21 protein-coding genes are annotated in these 18,929 nt (G+C 37.7%); all 21 read right to left on the bottom strand.

From position 1 onward, the window contains the following. Position 1: 1 nt before the first annotated feature. The 21 genes from AQF98_RS00595 to AQF98_RS00495 all read right to left on the bottom strand — a co-directional run bounded on the left by AQF98_RS00595 (position 2) and on the right by AQF98_RS00495 (position 18,844). Positions 2 to 658, bottom strand: a complete 657-nt coding sequence (locus tag AQF98_RS00595) for a phage tail protein I (protein WP_055129975.1) — start codon at positions 656 to 658, stop codon at positions 2 to 4. Further along, on the bottom strand, positions 651 to 1,757 hold the full coding sequence (locus AQF98_RS00590; RefSeq protein ID WP_055129974.1) for a baseplate J/gp47 family protein: 1,107 nt from the start codon (positions 1,755 to 1,757) through the stop codon (positions 651 to 653). Before AQF98_RS00590 ends, AQF98_RS00595 begins: the two co-directional genes overlap by 8 nt. After that, a complete protein-coding gene (locus tag AQF98_RS00585) occupies positions 1,757 to 2,704 on the bottom strand; it encodes a GPW/gp25 family protein (protein WP_055129973.1) in 948 nt (315 codons plus the stop codon). The genes AQF98_RS00590 and AQF98_RS00585 overlap by 1 nt, the downstream gene beginning before the upstream one ends. Beyond that, positions 2,701 to 3,351, bottom strand: a complete 651-nt coding sequence (locus tag AQF98_RS00580) for a phage baseplate assembly protein V (protein WP_055129972.1) — start codon at positions 3,349 to 3,351, stop codon at positions 2,701 to 2,703. The genes AQF98_RS00585 and AQF98_RS00580 overlap by 4 nt, the downstream gene beginning before the upstream one ends. Next, positions 3,351 to 4,412, bottom strand: a complete 1,062-nt coding sequence (locus AQF98_RS00575; RefSeq protein WP_055129971.1) for a phage late control D family protein — start codon at positions 4,410 to 4,412, stop codon at positions 3,351 to 3,353. Before AQF98_RS00575 ends, AQF98_RS00580 begins: the two co-directional genes overlap by 1 nt. A 1-nt stretch (position 4,413) precedes the next feature. Then, positions 4,414 to 4,632, bottom strand: coding sequence for a tail protein X (locus AQF98_RS00570; protein ID WP_055129970.1), 219 nt, complete (start codon positions 4,630 to 4,632; stop codon positions 4,414 to 4,416). Next, complete coding sequence (locus AQF98_RS00565; protein ID WP_055129969.1) at positions 4,632 to 5,483, bottom strand: phage tail protein; 852 nt, start codon at positions 5,481 to 5,483, stop codon at positions 4,632 to 4,634. The genes AQF98_RS00570 and AQF98_RS00565 overlap by 1 nt, the downstream gene beginning before the upstream one ends. Before the next feature lies 1 nt (position 5,484). Further along, a complete protein-coding gene (locus AQF98_RS00560; protein ID WP_055129968.1) occupies positions 5,485 to 7,824 on the bottom strand; it encodes a phage tail tape measure protein in 2,340 nt (779 codons plus the stop codon). A 138-nt stretch (positions 7,825 to 7,962) separates the two neighbouring features. Continuing rightward, positions 7,963 to 8,205: a phage tail assembly protein gene (locus AQF98_RS00555; RefSeq protein ID WP_055129967.1), complete on the bottom strand. Its 243-nt coding sequence runs from the start codon at positions 8,203 to 8,205 to the stop codon at positions 7,963 to 7,965. A gap of 82 nt (positions 8,206 to 8,287) precedes the next feature. Continuing rightward, the gene (locus AQF98_RS00550; protein ID WP_055129966.1) at positions 8,288 to 8,812 is read right to left on the bottom strand and encodes a phage major tail tube protein; all 525 of its coding nucleotides are present in this window, start codon (positions 8,810 to 8,812) and stop codon (positions 8,288 to 8,290) included. An 11-nt stretch (positions 8,813 to 8,823) separates the two neighbouring features. Continuing rightward, entirely contained in the window at positions 8,824 to 10,236 is a 1,413-nt protein-coding gene (locus AQF98_RS00545) for a phage tail sheath subtilisin-like domain-containing protein (protein ID WP_055129965.1), read from the bottom strand. Further along, positions 10,236 to 10,430 (bottom strand): hypothetical protein, encoded by a 195-nt coding sequence (locus AQF98_RS00540; RefSeq protein ID WP_055129964.1) that lies wholly within the window; start codon positions 10,428 to 10,430, stop codon positions 10,236 to 10,238. The genes AQF98_RS00545 and AQF98_RS00540 overlap by 1 nt, the downstream gene beginning before the upstream one ends. A gap of 30 nt (positions 10,431 to 10,460) precedes the next feature. Then, positions 10,461 to 10,937 (bottom strand): Gp37 family protein, encoded by a 477-nt coding sequence (locus AQF98_RS00535; RefSeq protein ID WP_055129963.1) that lies wholly within the window; start codon positions 10,935 to 10,937, stop codon positions 10,461 to 10,463. Further along, the gene (locus tag AQF98_RS00530; protein WP_055129962.1) at positions 10,937 to 11,269 is read right to left on the bottom strand and encodes a hypothetical protein; all 333 of its coding nucleotides are present in this window, start codon (positions 11,267 to 11,269) and stop codon (positions 10,937 to 10,939) included. Before AQF98_RS00530 ends, AQF98_RS00535 begins: the two co-directional genes overlap by 1 nt. A 6-nt stretch (positions 11,270 to 11,275) precedes the next feature. Then, positions 11,276 to 11,602, bottom strand: coding sequence for a DUF2190 family protein (locus AQF98_RS00525; protein ID WP_082434895.1), 327 nt, complete (start codon positions 11,600 to 11,602; stop codon positions 11,276 to 11,278). A gap of 82 nt (positions 11,603 to 11,684) precedes the next feature. Continuing rightward, a complete protein-coding gene (locus AQF98_RS00520) occupies positions 11,685 to 13,637 on the bottom strand; it encodes a prohead protease/major capsid protein fusion protein (protein ID WP_055129960.1) in 1,953 nt (650 codons plus the stop codon). Between the two features lie 554 nt (positions 13,638 to 14,191). Beyond that, on the bottom strand, positions 14,192 to 15,664 hold the full coding sequence (locus tag AQF98_RS00515; RefSeq protein WP_055129959.1) for a phage portal protein: 1,473 nt from the start codon (positions 15,662 to 15,664) through the stop codon (positions 14,192 to 14,194). Beyond that, positions 15,664 to 15,864 carry a phage head-tail joining protein gene (locus AQF98_RS22420; protein ID WP_369816905.1) on the bottom strand — a complete coding sequence of 67 codons (201 nt, stop codon included), beginning with the start codon at positions 15,862 to 15,864 and terminating at the stop codon, positions 15,664 to 15,666. The genes AQF98_RS00515 and AQF98_RS22420 overlap by 1 nt, the downstream gene beginning before the upstream one ends. After that, complete coding sequence (locus tag AQF98_RS00505) at positions 15,864 to 16,202, bottom strand: helix-turn-helix domain-containing protein (protein ID WP_055129957.1); 339 nt, start codon at positions 16,200 to 16,202, stop codon at positions 15,864 to 15,866. The genes AQF98_RS22420 and AQF98_RS00505 overlap by 1 nt, the downstream gene beginning before the upstream one ends. 29 nt (positions 16,203 to 16,231) lie before the next feature. Then, positions 16,232 to 18,145, bottom strand: a complete 1,914-nt coding sequence (locus AQF98_RS00500) for a phage terminase large subunit family protein (RefSeq protein WP_055129956.1) — start codon at positions 18,143 to 18,145, stop codon at positions 16,232 to 16,234. Next, positions 18,146 to 18,844 (bottom strand): hypothetical protein, encoded by a 699-nt coding sequence (locus tag AQF98_RS00495; protein ID WP_055129955.1) that lies wholly within the window; start codon positions 18,842 to 18,844, stop codon positions 18,146 to 18,148. Positions 18,845 to 18,929: the final 85 nt, after the last annotated feature.

Genomic DNA, 18,929 nt, shown 5'->3' with positions numbered 1-18,929 from the left:
ATTAAGTTGTTATAATTTCCATTTCTAAAATATCGCTGTCAGAGCTATAGTTTTTTGAACCGTCATACACGTTTGCACCATCGTATCTAAAGCCACTACCGACTGTTAATACATCTTCATCAATCACCGAAGGATTTTCTACACTCTCATCAGTGAGGTTAATATTCTCTGTTCCTAAATCGATGCTGAATGACACCCCAACCAAATGACTTCTTGTGTTTTTGTATTCTTCAACATTTTTAAGTATATCATCTATACTAGATGCACTGATAAAATTATTACCACCGTCTAGTAAGATTTTAAATTCAGCCCATCCATTAGGTCCGCTTCCAACTCCTTCGGTTATAATTGCTGTTGGATAACCGATCGTTCTTAAAGCTTCCTTTACAGCCCAAACAGTCCCTTTGTATCTTTTAAGTTCAATCGCCTTTTTTATTACCTCCCTCTGTTGCTCTTCTGTAGTTGCGAGTTTCATCCCTTTATAGCCCAAAACGTCGAACTGTTCAGCTAAAAATGGCAATACGGTTTTATCAACTGTATCTACGATATAGACCAAAAGCTTCTCCAGCTCCAAAGCATCAATCTTCTTTTTGGCCATCTCGTCAAATGCGACCAGATGAGGTATATTTCTAATTGCTGTTGCCAGTATATTACTCATCACTAAATCCAGTTACATTTACTGTAATCCCACTACAAAAACTCACTTCGGTAATAGCAGCAGTAACATCAGCAACAGGGCTTGTTACCTGTACCTTATAAACATTTTTCGAACTGGCCGCAGCTGAAATCTGGCTGATCACAACATCTAAACCTAGTTTTGACTTTTTATCATCCGCATAGATTTTCAGGCTATCTTCAGCTTTCTTTTTCTCCATTTCAGAATCTGCACCGCTAAGTAGGATAAGGTTTACCGAAATAGAATAAATCTTTTTTGTTGGGGGATAAACCAGTACCGTATCGGACAATGGACGAACCTTATCATCGTTACAGATAGCGTAAACAGCGTTTATAATTTCAGTCGAAGGCGTAACGGCATTCTCTAAAAGCGGGTATATAGCTACAGTTCCAGGCGTTGGAGAATTAATACCAACATCTATAATGCTGTTGTGCGCAGATTTAGCAAAGAATATGTAGGCGCCACGTGGTCCGGCGCAACTAAAACTTGATGGTGCTAATCTGATACGTTCCCTTAATCTATCATCGGATTCAGCATCGGTACCACCATTTGTGATACCAACATTCAAAGCGGTTGACACATAAGCCTGTGGGTCCAGGATAACACCAATTTCAGAAATACTATAATTATTACCTATTTCTCCTTCGTTTGTACATTCAGCTAAAACCGTAACAAATTCATCTGATAGATTAGCTTCAATATCCTCTAGTGTTATAAAAACGACTTTTCCATCAATACTCTGTACTCTGATTCCTTTTGGAATGCTTATAGCAGGATGACCTTCAATAAGGTTGAATCTAATCGTGCATTTTGCACTACTGGCCGGTAATCTCTCTACACCCAACCATTCACCTAAATAATCAAGCATTGGATACTTTGCGAAAGCCAATAGATTTTGCTTTGCGGCTTCATTGGCCTGTATTAATGTCAATTGAAATCTATATGCAAAAGACTGTATCAATAACATTTCACTCTGCGCTGGAGATAAAGGAAAGTTTACACGAGCTTCATAGTCCGACTTAAGTTCGGCCACCAGCTTTTCACTATCTGTATCAAAGAAAATAGGTTCGTCCAATGCCATTATATAAAGTCTAAACTTGCTGTTGAAAAAAGATTTGTTTGAAACATCAAATTTCGTCCTGGTGTAGATTCACCAATGTCAAAATCTGCATTGAAGTCGTTATTAAAATCCCCGCCTATAAACACATTTGTATTATTCACATACCAACTTCCATACGAACTCCAATTAATTGTCAACCATATAAGAAGTTGTTCGATGGTATTAATTGTTTCTATTGGGAAAATAGGTGTAGGCATGTTGTCATCTATCAGAAATGAGAGGTTATAAAATGAACCAGTGTCTAATATTGGAATATCAGTTGACATAGTGAGCATTGAAGTCTGGGTAACCAACATATTTGCTGAATAAACTGAAAACCCACCAAAATACAAGACAATCTTGTTTGAGGTCAGATACCATTTCCCATATGCTCCCCAATTATCCTTCACCCAGACTAACAAATCTGTTGCATTGGCAAATCCAAATTTAGGTGGTAAAGGATATACACTATCCTTGTTTACATTCAAAGTAATATTATACCTACCAATACTAACCTTTGTGGGAATACTAGCTGATAAAATAAGTCCGGTATTACTACCAATATTATTGCCATTAATTGACCATGATAAAGTATCTATCATATCACCATCAACAACCTGGTATGTTATGCTAAATAAAATCTGTTCAATATTGATTTCATGAACGATTGATGTGACCTTAATTCGTGGCTCCCAAAGTTCAATTGCTTCAAAGATTGCCTTTTTCATATTAGGCACTCCTGTTGTAATCGGGTTGTCAACATATTTGTAGATGTCGCATCCGAATAGGGGGCGAAGAGGGTCTGATCCGGGGATAGTCCTTAATATAAAGTCTATGCATTGCCTAATGTCAGCTAGTCCTAAAGCAATAACACCCACTCCAACAGCACTTAGCTGAAAATTTGAGGTTGGTGTTAATTGAGTTATCATATCGGTGGTGTTGTATGAGCGCCAGCGGCACCTGATGTATGTATATGTGTTTTTAGACTTTTACCAGCTGCAGAAACATCAGTAGTTGCAGAAAGTGAAGCTACATTTAGCTCGACATCATTACCGGGGATAGGGGCGCCATCAATTCCGGCCAATCCACCCATACTCACTACACCTTTGATTGTTGCTGCACCACTAACATTCAAAATACCTTCAATATTGACATCAACAGCCGTTAGGTTAATCTTTGTTGCATCAACATCGATTTTGCCTGAGCTTTCGATTTTAGCGTCTTTACATTTGATATTTATATTGCCATTGATATCTAAGGTCAAAGTATGTGAATTTCTGTCATAAAGAATAGACGAACTATCACCGAAATTTATACTTAATATGTTTTCGCCTGCATCTGCATGTGGTAGGTTTTTCTCATCGTATACCGCACAGATTATAACACCATATTCAAGGTTTTCATCCATTAGGCAACACACATGTTCGTTGATGTTAAAAGGAAAGCTGGTTTTATCAGTTCCTGACCTATTCACAGCCATCTTTAATGGTGCACTAACAAAATCATCTTCTGTAAAGTACACTCTGGCCAGACCATTTTTAACATTGACCTCTGATATATGTCCAAATTTTAGCATTATTTTACTTTGTAAGTTGTTACTGGAGCCTTTGATTTTGAAATTTTCTTAGTTGGGGAACTTGATATGTTTATCCGTTTTATCTCTACGCTAGTGGTAAATCCAGAAGCGCTAAGATTATGTGTAGATGTTAGAATGTGCCATATACCGGATAAAGCGCCAAAACCAGTAAGGTCAATATTGTTTCCGGAAACTAATAGTACATTTCCCGTCGTTTCAAAACTTCCAGTCTGTTGCAAGCTTACCGTTTTGTGTATCAATGCACTGGCGATAACATTAGCCTGTTCTTCATTTTCAACCTTCCCTCTCAGCTCTAGTGTATCCAACTGACTAGAATAATCTTCTTCCTGATCAATGAAGCTGGCGGGCCTTACAGACCTTATGACTTCATTAGCATTTGGGTTATGGAACTTTATTTCAGTCCCCTTAAAGATTTGGGAAGTCTTATCTTTGAACCCCCAACTAGTAACCTGAGTCTTATCAATCGATAAGGATGTATTTCTTGCTTCGAGTTCAGTTTGTTTAATGAAAATCAGGTTCTTTCCCTTTATCGTAAAATTGTAACCATAATTGGATGCCAATCTATGAATAAACTGAAGGTCGGTTTCTCTGTTCTGAGTTGACCTTCCGATCCTAATATTTTCAATGTTACCTATGACATTATATTTTATCTTCGCAGCAATGCTACGGATTATTTCAGAAAGTGTTTTATTCTCATGTGCATAACCTTTTCTAGTCCTTAGCTTTCCATAAAAACCTGTAGAAAGTGCTTTGATTGTTATCTGGTCAGGTGGGCCTGTGAACTCGATCTCATCTATCTGGAACACGCCGCAGTCAAGATTTTTCCCAGATATTCCAATATTAACAGTGAGATAAGCGCCTTTTTGTGGGTACCAATCGTTCTGCCATCTACCCATTTTATCTTCCAAAGTGATTTCCAATTCATCTGCTTCACCACTTACCTTATCTTCATAATTTAAGGAAATTAGGCTATGCGAAACATCTTCACTGATATCTTTACCATTGTACAATACCAAATATGTAGGTGATGCTACATTCATATCAACGTTTCCAAGGTGGTAAAAGATCTAAATTAACTTCTGCTTCGAATTCCTGAATTACAGGGATATCTAAAACAGTACCTGGATCAATGACATCTGAAATGCTTACTTCTGGGTTAGCCTTTATAAGAATAGCAGAAAGACCTGCATTACCGTACATTTTGAAAGCAACATTATCCCATCGTTCGCCCTCTGTTGTTATATATTGTATACTTGCCATTATTTTCGGATAATTACTTTTTGAAATAATGAGTTTGCACTTTTCATCAGCCTCCTGGTATTTGTTATAAGTTCATTATTAAGGATCGAGGTTGTTGGATTATTTCCGTAAGGATAAGCAGCTGCAATATTTCCTAAACTTCCCATAACCAATACTGTCGCATCTTTTATAACCGAACTTCCAGAAGTATTCTCAATATTTTTATCTAGTTTTTCAATAAGATCTGCTGCATCAGAAATGCCGTTTTTGGCAGCTTTCAATATCCTATCTGCTGTTATTGTGTTCGGGGCATTTAGCATTTCGTTAATACCCACACTCACACTTCTAGATTGCTGTTTTGTAGCTGTTACTGAAGAAGCGATGTCTTTCTGTGGCGTTGGTTTCTGTAAAACAGAAACTGGCGTTGAAGTTTTTTTGTTCCCAGTAGCTAGGCTATTTTTTACAGCAGACAATCTTTTTTGTTCAAGTTTGTCAATACTTACATATTCTTTAAGGCTTAACTGCATAGAGATCTGTTTATATGTTCCATCAGCAAATGCTTCATCTATGCTATAAGGGATAGACACAATAACAAAATCACCTACATACGAACCATTGCCCATTAAAAGAGGTAAGACCTCGGCTTTGTCTTTTGAAGCTCTTAAAGCCTGTAGTTGTTGTGTTATATTACAGAACTCAACATTCATTGTAATATTCGCAGAAATCTCTGTCAAAGAAAGTCCTGTAAATTGAAGGGCAGCTTTATTGTTTATTAGATCAAATTGAGCAAAATTAGCCTCATCACCAGCAAAGCTGAAGTCGGTAAAATTATAAAGTCCCTTAAAAACAATGCTCCCGAGTTGTGCGTACATATTAATAGGCTATTCTTTGTTTATTTTCTTTATGTTCTTTCATCAACCTGTTAAACTGCGATTTTAAACTTTCGGTAATCATTTTACCATCCTCTTTTGTTGCGGATCCTGATAAGTTAATCACGGGTGAAAAATGGACGGTAGAACCACCGTTAAACGGATTCATCCGTATAGGATTATTATTGCTTCCTGATATACCGCCCACCTTTACCATGACATCATTAACCGCTTTAACAAGTGATTTTGGTTTAATTGTATTGGCAATAGTTTCAATAAGTTTTATCTTATGTATATCCTTTAAAGGGCCTGTCTTAGCTGGGCTAAATGGAAAGAAGTCACGTATTTTACCAACAATAGCTTTTATTGCCTCAATGGGTTTGCTGGCCATAGCTTTTATACCATTCCATATTGCAGACACCATATTCTTACCCGCATTAAAAAACTTTAAATGTAGATTTCCTATCCATGAAACCGCTGAAAAGAAAATGTCTTTAACTTTGGCCCAAACTTTTGAGAAGAATGCTGAAATAGTAGACCAATGTTTTATGATCAATCCGTACGGAGTAAAATTTAGAAAAAGGAATTTTATCCAATTCCAAACTTTTGAGAATATAATTTTTACATTATTCCAAATCCAAGAGAAAAATTTTGTGATACTTGACCAATGTTTGAAAATCAAACCGTAAGGAGTGAAGTTTAGAAATAAAAATTTAATCAATTGTAAACCAGAATTAAATATCTTTTTAATACCACTCCATAAACCTGAGAAAAAATTTGCGATTTTACCCCAGTTCTTTATAACAATACCATATGGCGAAAAATTCCAGAAAACCATCTTTATAAATTCCCATAGAATTGATAGTGGACCAGATATTTTATTCCATAAATTGATAAAAAATGCCTTAATTGGTTCCCAATAAGTGTAAATTAAAAGCGCTGCCGTCGCAATTCCAGCAATAATTAAAAAAATTGGGTTGGTTAAAAACGCCATGTTCATTGCCTTTAGTGCGGCTGTAAAACTTACTGAAGCTGATGAACCTGCTGCAGTAGCAGTTAGATAAGCTAATTGACCGGCTCTAAGAATTTTCAAAGTTGAGGTGGTATAACTAATAATTTTCGAAACACCACCGAATGCAAATGATAAACCACTAACCGCAAAAGATAACCCTGCAGAAAATGCTATTGCCTTAGTAAGCCAACTTACCAATTCAGGATTACGATCAATAAAGGCACTAATCTTTTCGACCAACTTACCAACGGATAGGGCGAGCTTATTAAAGGTAGGAAGGAACGCAGTTCCCGCTTTTACGGTAACCTCTGTCATTCTATTTTTGAACATCTGCCACTGAGCTACACTACTTTGAACCCGTTTCTGATACTCCTTGTTCATTGATCCTTTTTCGGCACCATTTACCAGTCCTAACTGCCTCTTATATTCCTCTATCCCAGTTGCCAACTTAGTTAGTTTTGGGCCGTGTTCTTTGCCAAATAACCTAACTAATACCTCTGACTGCTTATCCTTTCCTAGTTTATTTATTTTTTCAAATACACTTATGATACCATTCTGGGCGGTCAGTGGGTTTGACATGGTTTTCTGCAACTTAGCGCTGTCCATTCCTAGCATCTGAATACCTTTTTGGAAATTCTTTGTCCCCATTGTGGCATTTGACAGGTTTACGAGCATTCCGTTGATTGCGGTTCCGGCTGTATCTGGACTTTCTCCTAATGACAACATTGCTGCCGCTAGTGCGGCTGCTTTTTTGGGTTCAAGGTTTCTGGCCATACCCCCAATTTTTTGAAGAACAGTGATTAGTTCGGGGCCTTTTGCCATTGTGTTATCATCAAGATAATTTATGGCATCAGCAAAATCACCAACTTTTTCAATAGGTATCTTAAATACATTGGATATTTTACCCATGCTATCTGCAATTTCACCAGCTGGTATATCAAACGCAGAACTCATTTTGGTTACCTCCTTGGTATAACTCACAACCTTATCCTCTGCAATACCCATGCGCAGACCAGCTGCTATCATATCTTGGATTTCATCGGTTGCAAGAGGTAGTTCCATGCCTAGTTCCATTACCTGGGCAGTCATTTTTTTAACTGTATCAGGAGTATCGACAGACATCTGTTTTCGGATGTCTATCATTTTGGTTTCAAAGGCTTGAGCAGCTTCTACAGCTCCATAGAGTGGGGCAGCCAATGCTACGCCCAATAACGCTGAATTTTTACCTAAAGAGAAAGCGGCCTTGGCATTTTTATTTGCTTTATTTACCACAGCAGACATCTTATCGATTGCTGTTAGTACGAGTGCAATTTTGATGCTTTTATCAGCCATTTTCTTTGGGATTTAATTTGTTGTGCAGCCTTACAGCGGACTTGTAGAAAAAAGAAACATCCTTAGCATCCATTTCTAAAATGTCAACTAAAGATGTGTGGGACATGTATGCCAGGAACATTATATCGTCCCCGTCAATTAAAAATTTTCGCTAAATTCCCCCATTAATTTTAGGACATCTGGACCAGGCATATCTTCTAGGTCCTCCATTACAACAGGCTTACCATCTATCTTTACACAGGTTGCGATTAAGGCAAACATCATTTTATCCTTATCTTCACCAGATACTTTCTGGGCCAAAAGGATGTGTTTACCTTTAAATTCTCCTAGGGTGGCAATCTTGCCACCACTCAATTCAATATTTTTACTTTGCTCTGCCATTTTTATTGATTTTGATTATTTATTTAAAAAAGCATCGGCAGCCGGATGACAGAGAATCATCCATGCTGCTTCAGCCTATATTTTAGATACCTAGATTAGTCCTGTAAGTGGCCAAAAGATCTTCTCCATCAACAATCCAGATATTTGCCTGAACATCTACCTCAGTAATCGTTTCTCCGGCTATATCCTGTTTATAATATGAAACAGCGAACTCAGTTTCGCCTTCAACATTGTCCTGAGCCTTAAATGTTCCAAGTGGTGTACCTTTAGATCTAACGGTCAGGTAAACTACAACCGGAACTTGATCTACTCGATCGTCACCCTCGTAGATCTCCATACTTCCACGAACCTGTAACTTAATCGCTTTAAATGGATTGGCAGTTTTTTTAAGAACCTCAGGATAAAGTGAATTCCATTTTACCTTACAGGTCAGCTTCTCCATACCAGAGGTAAAACCCATTTCTCCAAACATTCCAAGAGCCTTATGGTCTGACTCCTTGTATTTCACATCCGGCAGGGTAATCTCTTCAGCTCTACCTAAAAGGCTTCCGCCATCCATATAGATATTGGCGTTTGTTAATCGATTGATCGAAATTTTGTTTGACATGATTTATTGTATTATGAAATGCTTGAAAATAGACTGATATCGAGATATGACTTGAACGTTATACGCTCCGATGGAGTAGGACCCATAAATAACAATTCAAACGTTAGATGTCCATTAGCCAGTTCTTCAGGCGGATTATCATTTTCATTGTAAAGAACTTTTGATCCTGGCAACAATGCGCCCCTGCCAATCAAAATACGCATAAACGCATTCCCATTTTCACGGATACTATCGATCAAACCCTGACTAATAGGCTGATCTATATACTGCAATGATGCTTGTTCAAGACTTTCGGTAACCACATCTGCTATACGAACGATATTCGTAAAGTTAGAGATACCTGTTTCAGTTGGGAATGAAGCATTTCTGTTACCCCATGTTCTAGGGCCTGACCCGAATGTATTGAAAACAGTTGTGATACCAGCAGCGTTAAGTATGTTGACATCGCTATTAACATCACCGGGTGTTGAACTCAAGGCTCTTTCTGTCCCAGCTATGCCTTTTATTTCTTTATTTGATGATGATACCCAGAACCCATCTGTAAGGTCTACAGCAGCTCTTACACCAGCAAGAAATGCACTATAAGGAAAACTTACATTTGTATCTGTTGCTGGGTCGTATTTTTTAAGATGTGGGAATAAAAGCTCAACACGCTTATTGCTGGTATTGAAATTAAATGTTCCGGAAGGACCACGACCAGCCATGGCAGCAGCAACAGTAGTTCCCACTGGAGCATCAACATATACAATACCCCTAAATTTCTCCGCTGCCTGTAATAAACCTGCAGAAACGCCAGACAAACTCGAATATCCAGGAGCGATCATGATTTTTGGATTATACCCAAAAGTCTCAAGTGCGGTATCGAAACATTTGATTCCTGTTCTTACATTGGTTGATGAATCATAAGTCCCAACAATTACACTAGAGGTAATAGCCGCTGCGTTTAATTTCGCAAAGGTAAACTTAAGTACAGTTCCGTTTGCAATTGCACCGTTTAGTACCTTAAAATTGCCGTATTCATCAATGCTGTAATCTGTTCCTAAAACAAATGAGGTTGCAGCACCTTCACTATCCAAAACCGTAACTGTTCCGATAGGAGAGGCGCTTAATTTTAGCGTACCATCTACAACAGTTTTGGATTCAGCGGTAACTGCTGAAGTATGAAGAGCGGGGTCAAATACATTGACAACTAGTACAGATCCAGCACCTTGTAAAAAAATAGCCTCCAACGATTGTGCAATTGTAAATCCTGGAACTTGTTTGCCAAACTGAGCAGCATCCCTTTCTCCATTGACCATAATAACCTGGTTCTTTGGGCCTATCGCTGATATCCCGACCAAACCGATTACTCCTGATTTTACAATGTTTACGGATTTACTTCCGTTAGGAACCTCAATAGTTTCCACTCCATGCAAATATGTCATTATCTTAAATTGTTAGTTGTTAATACCTTTTTTTTGTCTGCGGGTACTTCTGTAAGTAGTCCCTGTTTAACCAAACTGATAACTAATTCATTTTCATTTGGGAGATCATGTGGCCCACTTTCGTGGATTACAAAATCAAATCCTTGATGCGTAAATGCAAGCTGTCCGCTTCCGTTGTACTTAAATTTCTTCATGTTTGGTTGGTTTTTAGTTTTGATAATGGACTAATAATAGGTTACCTTTTTAACTAAATTAATAGGTAAATCTTCATTATCTGTTTCTTGTAACGAAAATCCTTTGGTTTTAAAATAAACTGCATATTGGAACACATCATCAACCTTATCTTGCATCTTAAATCCGGCATATCTAAACGTAGAGCCGTTTTCTGGGTGATAACCAATCATATACTTCTTGATCAATTTATGAAGTTCATAAACACCCAGCTTATCTGTTGTACCCCTTAAACTTTTCGTTTGGATTAAAAAAGCAAATGTTACTTCAGTATTTTGGTAAACTGCACTTGTTGATTTAATATTCGCATCAGGCTCTTCATCGCTAAACGCTACTACGATCATTTCTTTTCCAAAAACTTTTTCAAAATCCTTTTCGTTTTCTGGAATTTCAATAACCTCAACTTTTGGATTCCCAATTTTTGATGAAAGAAATGAGGCGATATTAATTTCTAAAGCTCTAAAATCCATTAGACCAATGTTAAATGCGCCAACATAGTTTTTCCATCAAATTTGCTGTTCACATCCAGAACACCATACTGTATTCCGTTTATTGTCACAATCTCTTCATTGCCGGCATCAGCTGACTCTTTCAGACCAGTAAAATCATCTGATTTATATTCGATCATACAATTCTTGGGAGAATATTCCTGATCGAGCAGTTTGGCTGTTTTAGTAGCGTCATTAAATAGGATTTCAGCTGTATGTATTTCACCTACCGATGGTTGCCAGGTTGCAGTATATCCCATCGTGTTTGAGACGATGGAAAAAGCCGTATCCTGTAGCGTATCAAATAGGTTCATTGCAAATTAGGATTGTAATAGAACTTTAACAGTTGTCGCTCCAGTAGCAGCTGCTTCGGCACAACCACCAATTGCAGTGTTTGAAGTTGCCGTCGTTGTTACATTGCCAGCTGTTGCGTCCCAATATACTTTGGCGCCTTGGGTAATAGCGCCTGAAGCCTTAGGGAACTCAAAAACCCCTGTCATTTCTACAGAACCAGTTTCTCCAACAGCAATATCTGTTACGGCTACTCCGAATAAAATGCCAAAAATCACTAATGAGCCAGAAGTAATTGCCGAACCTGTTGTATTGGTATAATCTAAAATTTTACCTACTTGTATTTTATTTTTCATTTGATTTGTTTTAAAAAAAAGCCTGCCGTTTGACAGGCTTTCCAACCATTTACACCTAGTTTACCTTAACCAAAAAGTATTTTTATGCACCCGGGTTTTTGTAGACACCCCTGAACTCTTCAATGGTGGCCGCAAAATCAGTGCGAACTTTAATATTTAAATTATCAGTATTGAAATCGATTTCTTGTTCTGTATATAGACCTTCTTGACCATTTAGGAATGCATATTCTACAACTGGAATTGTCGAAGGATCTGCTAATAGATACCATGCTTTAGGATCTTCCAAAAATGGATCAACCAACACCTCGAAAGCACCTTTGAATGGATTTGCATCCGAAGTTGAACCTGGTGAGATTGCGGCAGATACCAATTGCCATGCTAAAGTTTCAAGTTCTGGTGGTACTACAAGGTACTTAGGACGAACAAGGATTTTCTCACCAGTTAAACCAGTTTGACGTCTCAAGGCCAATCTAGCAGCGGTTAATGAAGTTGCACCTAGCGCAGTTCCAGTCCCAGCTAAGTTTTTATGGGCAGCGTTGAATAATGTTACACCATCAGATAAAATTCTACCACCTCCGCTATTAGCAGTTAGTAGGCCATAAACAATCTCTGACTGTAATTCCATTGCTCCACGGCCAAACAAATCCGTAAAACGCATAAAAGCACCAAGATCGTCGTTAATTATAGCCTTACGTGTGATACTGATCATACGACCATAAGTATCAAGCTTAAAGCTATCACCAGTTTCTACCATTTTGGCTTCTTTATATTCCCCGTTCTCTAGAACTTTTTTCAGTTTGAAATCACCACCAACTCCAACAGAACTAATAGATTTAAAGTCAGATGCATTCCTTTTACTTGCAAATTTTCGCCATTCTGGTGTAGCAGCATCATAAGCCGCACGCAACGACCTATCCACTACATTACCCAACATAATTGGATAATCACTACTGCTCATAGCACGTTTCACTAGTTCATCTTTACTCATAGAACCAAGTGAAACATTGTGACCTCTTGCGTTTAATGCAATAACGGCCATATCTAATAAAGAGGCGTGACGAAATTCTTTCGCTTTATCACTAACTAATGCGATTGAAGGGTTGGCTCTATGAATTAAGACTTCTTCTAAAGCAGATCTAGTTTTTGTCCCTTCATCATCACCTACTTTTCCAACAGTTGTTACTGATGTAGCTGTAACAGATGCCGGAGCTTGACGTTTTACCAATTCATCCAAAATCAATGCACGCGCTTGATCTATCGTTGATCCATCTGTGATTAGCTTCTGATAAAAAGCATCATCGGTAATGCCATGTGTTCGAACTGCTAATTGGATATCAGAAATGCGGGTTCGTTCAGTAGTAGTTGCTGCACCAATAGCGTTAGCATCTGCCGCAGGCACAACGGCAGCAGTGGCCGCAGCTGCTGTAGCCGGGGCCGGAGTAGTTGGAGCTGCTACCGCAGCTGGAGTTTCTTCAGGCATATTTCTAGTATTATATTTTACTTCGTGAAAATTTTGGGCCGGTGTCTGCGAGCGAATGCCTGCATTTGGATCAGCAGGAACAGATAAAACAGATAGTTCGGCAGGCTCCCAATCGGTTACTCTGACAGTGATAGTATTTTTATCATTGTCTTCAGTGATATCTGTTGTATGAATTGCATAACCAACAGAAATGTTTCTTGTTATGCCGCTGATGATATCCTGAACATAACCAGCAACCTCTTCTCTTTGAGACAGACGCACAATTGCTTTACATTGTTTGTTTTCGACCCAAGCTCTTTCTACAACACCGAGAATAGATTTAATAGTCCAAGTTGAATGGCTATCTACTAGATTGGCACCTTGATTAACACGTTCTAATCTTACATTTTCAGGTTTACACCCTAAAATCTCGATGTAATTAGTACCGTCCCAAGTTCTACGTTTGACTTCTGTCTCGGTAGCAAAAACAACCTCAATAGTTTTATCCGTTTCGTTATAACTATTTTGTGTTATAGCTGCACGGGTTGATAAAGGAAGTTGTAGTGTTTTATTCATGGGAGTAAAGATATCCCCATTGTAAAATCATAAATAGACGAAAGATAGACTAAGAATAACCGAAAAAGGAGAAGACATGGAAACTTCTAACTATTAAAATTATAAACATTCGATTTGATTTTGTTATTGCTGATTATTAATAACTTACGGAAAATTATTACTGTATCTGACAAATAAATGATTAAAATAGGGTTAAAGTCTCACAAGTTGTGGATAAAGTACTGAGATAAGATGGTAAGCTATCATTATATTTGTATTATAATAAAAAAAGCACCTGCAAGTGCTTTTCAAATTCTGTATAAAAAGATAATACCTAAAGGATGGTCAGCAATACCATCTGTTCAGTGAATAGAAACAATAAATCGGCAGATTTATTGGTACACCCTCAAGCTCACAACTTGGGGGCTTTTTATTATACAACAAAATTACACTATTAAGTAATTACTTAATAATTATTCCATCTTTAAATACTAACAATTTTAATATCGCAAAAAAGTGCATTAACTATGCTATAATTCACTTATTTGTTAGAAAATGTTAAAAACTCAATCAGATTACACGGTTTTATCAATCGGCTCTTCAATGATTTTACCCATTTTATCTGCATCATATCGAGGATCACTTTCGGGCATTACTCCGGCATTATCAAAACGATTTTTGTCTTCAATCATTTGTGCCATTATATCTTCAGGATTATAACCAAGTTCTCTAACTGCATCTTGCCAACTAATTAATCCAGCCCTAATAGATTTTATTTTTGCCTGTATTTCTTTTAATGGATCGATCATTTCACGGCGAGGAGGTGTCCAAGAAACGGTTACCTGGTTATTACTTAATAGCCCTGAAAGAACAGCTGCCTCAATAAACCATCCCCATACCTGATCAAGAAACATTGGGATGAGCATATTCCATTGGATGATCTCAATCCCCCTTTGGAATTCTAAATGACCCATACGGCCACTACTAAAATTAACATTTGACAGATCACCAGAAAAAACTTCATAACTCATGCCCATTCCCGCTGCCTGGCCCTGTAAACTTTGTCTACTTAAATCTTTAAATCCTTCGGTTGATGGTGGCGATGAAAATGAAATGGTTTCACCAGGAGCAAGACGCTCTATAACACCAGGCGCAAGACGTTCGGCAATATTTGTTCCATCATCTACTGGCATACCGGATGTTGCATCCGGCTTAGTTACGAAGGCCGCAAAACATGCAGCAACTTTTTGTTTCACTATCTGGGCATCCTCAAGTTCGTCAAAATCTAACATTCGTAAAATAATAGACGAATTCCAAGGTGACCCATGATTTTGTCCTGGATCTTCAACCTTAAAAATGTGTGATATCTCAGATTTTAGTATTAGTATACTTTCTGACTTGACTTCCTTAGGATTATATAAGAATATCCAAAACCCCTTTTTCTTACCTAACGCATCGTACTGGATACCATTGACAATGTAATCCCCATCGCCAGGTTTTTTATTTTTATCAAGGTCTATAAAATCTGGGTCTAATACTTGTAACTGTAAAGGTACCAAATTGGTAAGGGGATCTAGTTTCTTTAAGATTTTTCTAACGGCGCATTCACCAGATTTAACAACAGTATCCATTACAAGTGCCTGGATACCATAAAAATTTTGCAACTCATCATAATCGCACATTATGCTATCCGACCATGCTTTCCACAACTCTTTAACCTTCTTGACGGTTGGTTTGCTCTTACTTACCGGAGTTGCCAATATTCCGGTACCAACAACATTGTTTGTAATCTTACGGGTGGCATTTTTAGCATATGGATTATTTCTATTTGCATCACGTGACCGAGTCCTTAGCATTGGAAGCGAGTTGTTCGTGTCTGTATTTTGAGATAATGATTGCAAGTTATTGTCGCTAAACCTGCGGCCTTTTCCAGCACCTTCGTATTTTCTGATACCTTTATCCAATATGTCAAAAGCAGCTTGGTTTTGCAACCTTTTTACCGCAATACCTGGGGCAACAGCCCGAAACAACTTATTTAGCAAATCCATTATTGAATATCTTTTGAATATGAACCGTATGTTCTGGAGGTTTTTATTTTAGTCGGGAATAACTCTTCATACATAAGTTTCTGAACCGCCAACATGTCCTTTAAAGATCTATATTCTACCTCTTTATCGCCATACCTCACACGTAATGCGCCCTGTGCAATAGCCGAACTTAAGATATTATATTGTTCAATAGTATACATTATGAATAATTCTTTTTCTTTTGTTCTGTAAAACTATCTATAATGCTTGTGATTTCACGTATATCGGTTATTGTTCGTCTATCTTTGATAGCTTCAAGGCCACTTATTTGATTATAGCCGTTCCTTGTGGTACAATCTTTTCTGCCAAAGAATTTCCCAATAGCTTCGAAAGAAAGTAGGGTGTTTTCACGTAATAGATAAATAGCAATGAACCTTTGATAGGATGAGTAATGGTCTTTACTTCTATTCTCGGTATACTCTTTTACTTCTAAACCGAAATGTACACTTGCGGCCTTGATTATGATTTCTTCAATTTTTTGAGGGATTTCAATTTCCATATTGATATTAATTTAAATGATGAATAAGTTTATCTTCCACGCCAGAAATCATTGCCTGGTTTTTTCTTTGGATTAGGTTTGTTCTCAACCTTGATAATGCTGTCTAAGCAATTGTTATTTAATGTCTCCCAGTTCTCATCAGTCCACCTGTCCATTCCAGCGACATTTGCGGCAGCTCTGGCATATACTCGACAATCCAATCTCTCATTTCTTTCATACTTCTTTACCCATTTGGGCTTGGTATAGCCTTTTGAATCCTTAACAAACTCCATTTTCTCAGCTGTTATACTTTTAAAATGGTTTTCATCGTACATTGGAAAGTGGCAATATCCAAATGGCGTAGGTTGATCTTCTTTTATTTGGGACTTTAACCATCCATATAGTTCTGCTTTAATTAATGAAACACCCACTGACCACACCTCAACAGCCTTAATGGTTTTCCCGGATTGAGCAGTGTCAACGGGTTTTGGATGAGATACAATTACGGCCATTGTATCTCTTCCTTTAATTGGAATAACCCTGCTTTTATCAAATTTACGGCATATACTATACACGACATTGGTGTTGTTGCCACTATCTACCGCCATCATCCTAAGTGGAAGGACCGCACCATCTTCTCGTGTCCATTGCTCATTGACAATGTTTTTTAGATTATCCCAAACTATATCATTTTCACTATTTGTACTACCATAGAAAACACGGTAATCCAAACTCCAGCTCTCTTTACCTTTTCCCCACCCAACTATTTCGATTTCGATCCTGTCGGGTTGTATATCGACTCCAGCAGTAATTAAAACGACTTTATCATTAGGTGTATTTATCTTGTAAGTTTCGCGTTTATTATAAAGAGCTTCCCAATCGGGTTGCTCACCTTTTATCTTATAGGTTTCTCCAAGTTTTGTATTTGTAAAAACTATAAGTTTTGGAATATCATTCTGGGCTTCATCATGCTCCTTTGCCATTTGGGCCCAACTATACCAACCTAAAGGAGAGTATAAGGCATTCATCACATATCCGAAAACAAATCCATCTTCTTTTTCTGGGAATAGGGGTTTCCATTGACCAGCCTGAAGCATTTTGGTTTTTTGTCTCTCAGGTATTAGGTCATTGCAATGCTCACATTCATACCTAACATCATCATATTTGCCCTCTTCATATCTTAATTGTGAGAATTTAAGATGCTGCATGGTTCCACAGCTTAAGCACGGAACAAAAAAATGTCTCTGGCCAGTTTTTTTAATTTCTTTTGAGATAATACTTAATCCATCTATGGTTGGGGTTGATGGGCCAAATATTTTTCTACGATCTCCAAATGTCGAAGTCCTTGTTTTTGCCAATCCGATTACATCACCTTCGCCATCCACATCTTGGGGATATCTATCCAGCTCATCCATATAAAGAAACCTGACGAACGTAGAAGAAAGTCCAACAGCTGAATTAGCACCAATCATTGTTAGGTAACCACCGTCAAATTCCTTGTCCAAAATTGTATTTCCACCTTCCTTGCTGTTTGACGGTTTGATTTTAGCCCTTAACCTATCACTATCTTTGATCATTGGTTGAATTCTGGTCTTTGACGTCTTTTTCATCAGATGGTCAGTAGGCATAACGTACATAGTTGCAGCAGCTGCAATATCTATAATATAGCCTAACCAGTTATTACCTGCTTCAGTAGCACCAACCTGTGAAGGCTTCTGCCACCAGATTTCACGAGCAGGATCAATAACGGATAGCTTATCCATTATTTCTTTTAAATATGGTGTCCTACTTGTCCTCCAAGGCCCGGGTTCTGCAACGGTAGTTGGTAATACCCTATTTGTATCTGCCCATTCTGATACAGTCATAATTGGATCTGGCTGTATAGCAGATAAAAACCCATCTAAGATGGAGTAATCAAAACCATCCACTGGTAACAAGTCGATATCTAAACTATAATTGTTCATTTACGTTTTCGGGGAGACGTTCACTTTACTAAAATTTGCATATGTATTAAGCACGTTTGTGATTTCATCATTAAGAACATTTATTGCTTCCACTTTATTTTCAGCACTAAGAACATCATCAATGCACCTCGCTGGTATTGAACTTATCGCCTTTTTTAATTGACTACCCAAAGCGTACAAAGCTTTATATACGTCACTTCTCCGAACAAGAACACCTTCTAATTCTTCCAGCTTTTTCTTATCCAATGCAAGCTGCAGGATCTCACGTCTCCTGACAGTCTCTTTATAATCAAGTTTGTCATGAACAGGAATCTTGAGCAATAAAGTTTCATAATCTAAATCTTCGGAATCATCGGTTATTTCATCATCTAAGTTTTCGGACTTATCAATTTTATCGGTATCAAATTTCGGACTTTGTATTTTTTCGGACTTGACTACTTTTTTCGGACTTGCTACAGACACTTTGTCAGTAATTTTATCTACTCTTTTTGCTTTGCTTATTCCTGGTTTAGCAGTTGCATTTTTGTGTAGAAATCCATATTCCTTATCTGCTTCTTTTACGTTAACTTTCTTTTTTACAACATCATAGCCTTTTTTTATCTTGCCTTCTTCAATCGCTTTTCGAATTGCTTTTTCATTAACACCAAGGTATCTTGCGTAAGCACTCTTAGAAAGAAATTGATCACTTTTAACGGTCATTATTATTTAACTAGAAATTCGGACTTACAAAACTGGTCCCACGTGTTAAAGTTTGGGAGCTTACCACCCCGCATCGGTAGGGGAT

Source organism: Pedobacter sp. Hv1 (genome assembly GCF_001412215.1).
GTDB lineage: Bacteria > Bacteroidota > Bacteroidia > Sphingobacteriales > Sphingobacteriaceae > Pedobacter.
Note: the sequence above shows the minus strand (reverse complement) of the source record. Positions and strands in the feature narration are given on the sequence as shown.

What these genes read in the sequence shown, in the direction of transcription:
- AQF98_RS00595 (WP_055129975.1), bottom strand. Translation starts at nt 658, where the DNA reads ATGAGTAATATACTGGCAACAGCAATTAGAAATATACCTCATCTGGTC.
- AQF98_RS00590 (WP_055129974.1), bottom strand. Translation starts at nt 1,757, where the DNA reads ATGGCATTGGACGAACCTATTTTCTTTGATACAGATAGTGAAAAGCTG.
- AQF98_RS00585 (WP_055129973.1), bottom strand. Translation starts at nt 2,704, where the DNA reads ATGATAACTCAATTAACACCAACCTCAAATTTTCAGCTAAGTGCTGTT.
- AQF98_RS00580 (WP_055129972.1), bottom strand. Translation starts at nt 3,351, where the DNA reads ATGCTAAAATTTGGACATATATCAGAGGTCAATGTTAAAAATGGTCTG.
- AQF98_RS00575 (WP_055129971.1), bottom strand. Translation starts at nt 4,412, where the DNA reads ATGAATGTAGCATCACCTACATATTTGGTATTGTACAATGGTAAAGAT.
- AQF98_RS00570 (WP_055129970.1), bottom strand. Translation starts at nt 4,632, where the DNA reads ATGGCAAGTATACAATATATAACAACAGAGGGCGAACGATGGGATAAT.
- AQF98_RS00565 (WP_055129969.1), bottom strand. Translation starts at nt 5,483, where the DNA reads ATGTACGCACAACTCGGGAGCATTGTTTTTAAGGGACTTTATAATTTT.
- AQF98_RS00560 (WP_055129968.1), bottom strand. Translation starts at nt 7,824, where the DNA reads ATGGCTGATAAAAGCATCAAAATTGCACTCGTACTAACAGCAATCGAT.
- AQF98_RS00555 (WP_055129967.1), bottom strand. Translation starts at nt 8,205, where the DNA reads ATGGCAGAGCAAAGTAAAAATATTGAATTGAGTGGTGGCAAGATTGCC.
- AQF98_RS00550 (WP_055129966.1), bottom strand. Translation starts at nt 8,812, where the DNA reads ATGTCAAACAAAATTTCGATCAATCGATTAACAAACGCCAATATCTAT.
- AQF98_RS00545 (WP_055129965.1), bottom strand. Translation starts at nt 10,236, where the DNA reads ATGACATATTTGCATGGAGTGGAAACTATTGAGGTTCCTAACGGAAGT.
- AQF98_RS00540 (WP_055129964.1), bottom strand. Translation starts at nt 10,430, where the DNA reads ATGAAGAAATTTAAGTACAACGGAAGCGGACAGCTTGCATTTACGCAT.
- AQF98_RS00535 (WP_055129963.1), bottom strand. Translation starts at nt 10,937, where the DNA reads ATGGATTTTAGAGCTTTAGAAATTAATATCGCCTCATTTCTTTCATCA.
- AQF98_RS00530 (WP_055129962.1), bottom strand. Translation starts at nt 11,269, where the DNA reads ATGAACCTATTTGATACGCTACAGGATACGGCTTTTTCCATCGTCTCA.
- AQF98_RS00525 (WP_082434895.1), bottom strand. Translation starts at nt 11,602, where the DNA reads ATGAAAAATAAAATACAAGTAGGTAAAATTTTAGATTATACCAATACA.
- AQF98_RS00520 (WP_055129960.1), bottom strand. Translation starts at nt 13,637, where the DNA reads ATGAATAAAACACTACAACTTCCTTTATCAACCCGTGCAGCTATAACA.
- AQF98_RS00515 (WP_055129959.1), bottom strand. Translation starts at nt 15,664, where the DNA reads ATGGATTTGCTAAATAAGTTGTTTCGGGCTGTTGCCCCAGGTATTGCG.
- AQF98_RS22420 (WP_369816905.1), bottom strand. Translation starts at nt 15,864, where the DNA reads ATGTATACTATTGAACAATATAATATCTTAAGTTCGGCTATTGCACAG.
- AQF98_RS00505 (WP_055129957.1), bottom strand. Translation starts at nt 16,202, where the DNA reads ATGGAAATTGAAATCCCTCAAAAAATTGAAGAAATCATAATCAAGGCC.
- AQF98_RS00500 (WP_055129956.1), bottom strand. Translation starts at nt 18,145, where the DNA reads ATGAACAATTATAGTTTAGATATCGACTTGTTACCAGTGGATGGTTTT.
- AQF98_RS00495 (WP_055129955.1), bottom strand. Translation starts at nt 18,844, where the DNA reads ATGACCGTTAAAAGTGATCAATTTCTTTCTAAGAGTGCTTACGCAAGA.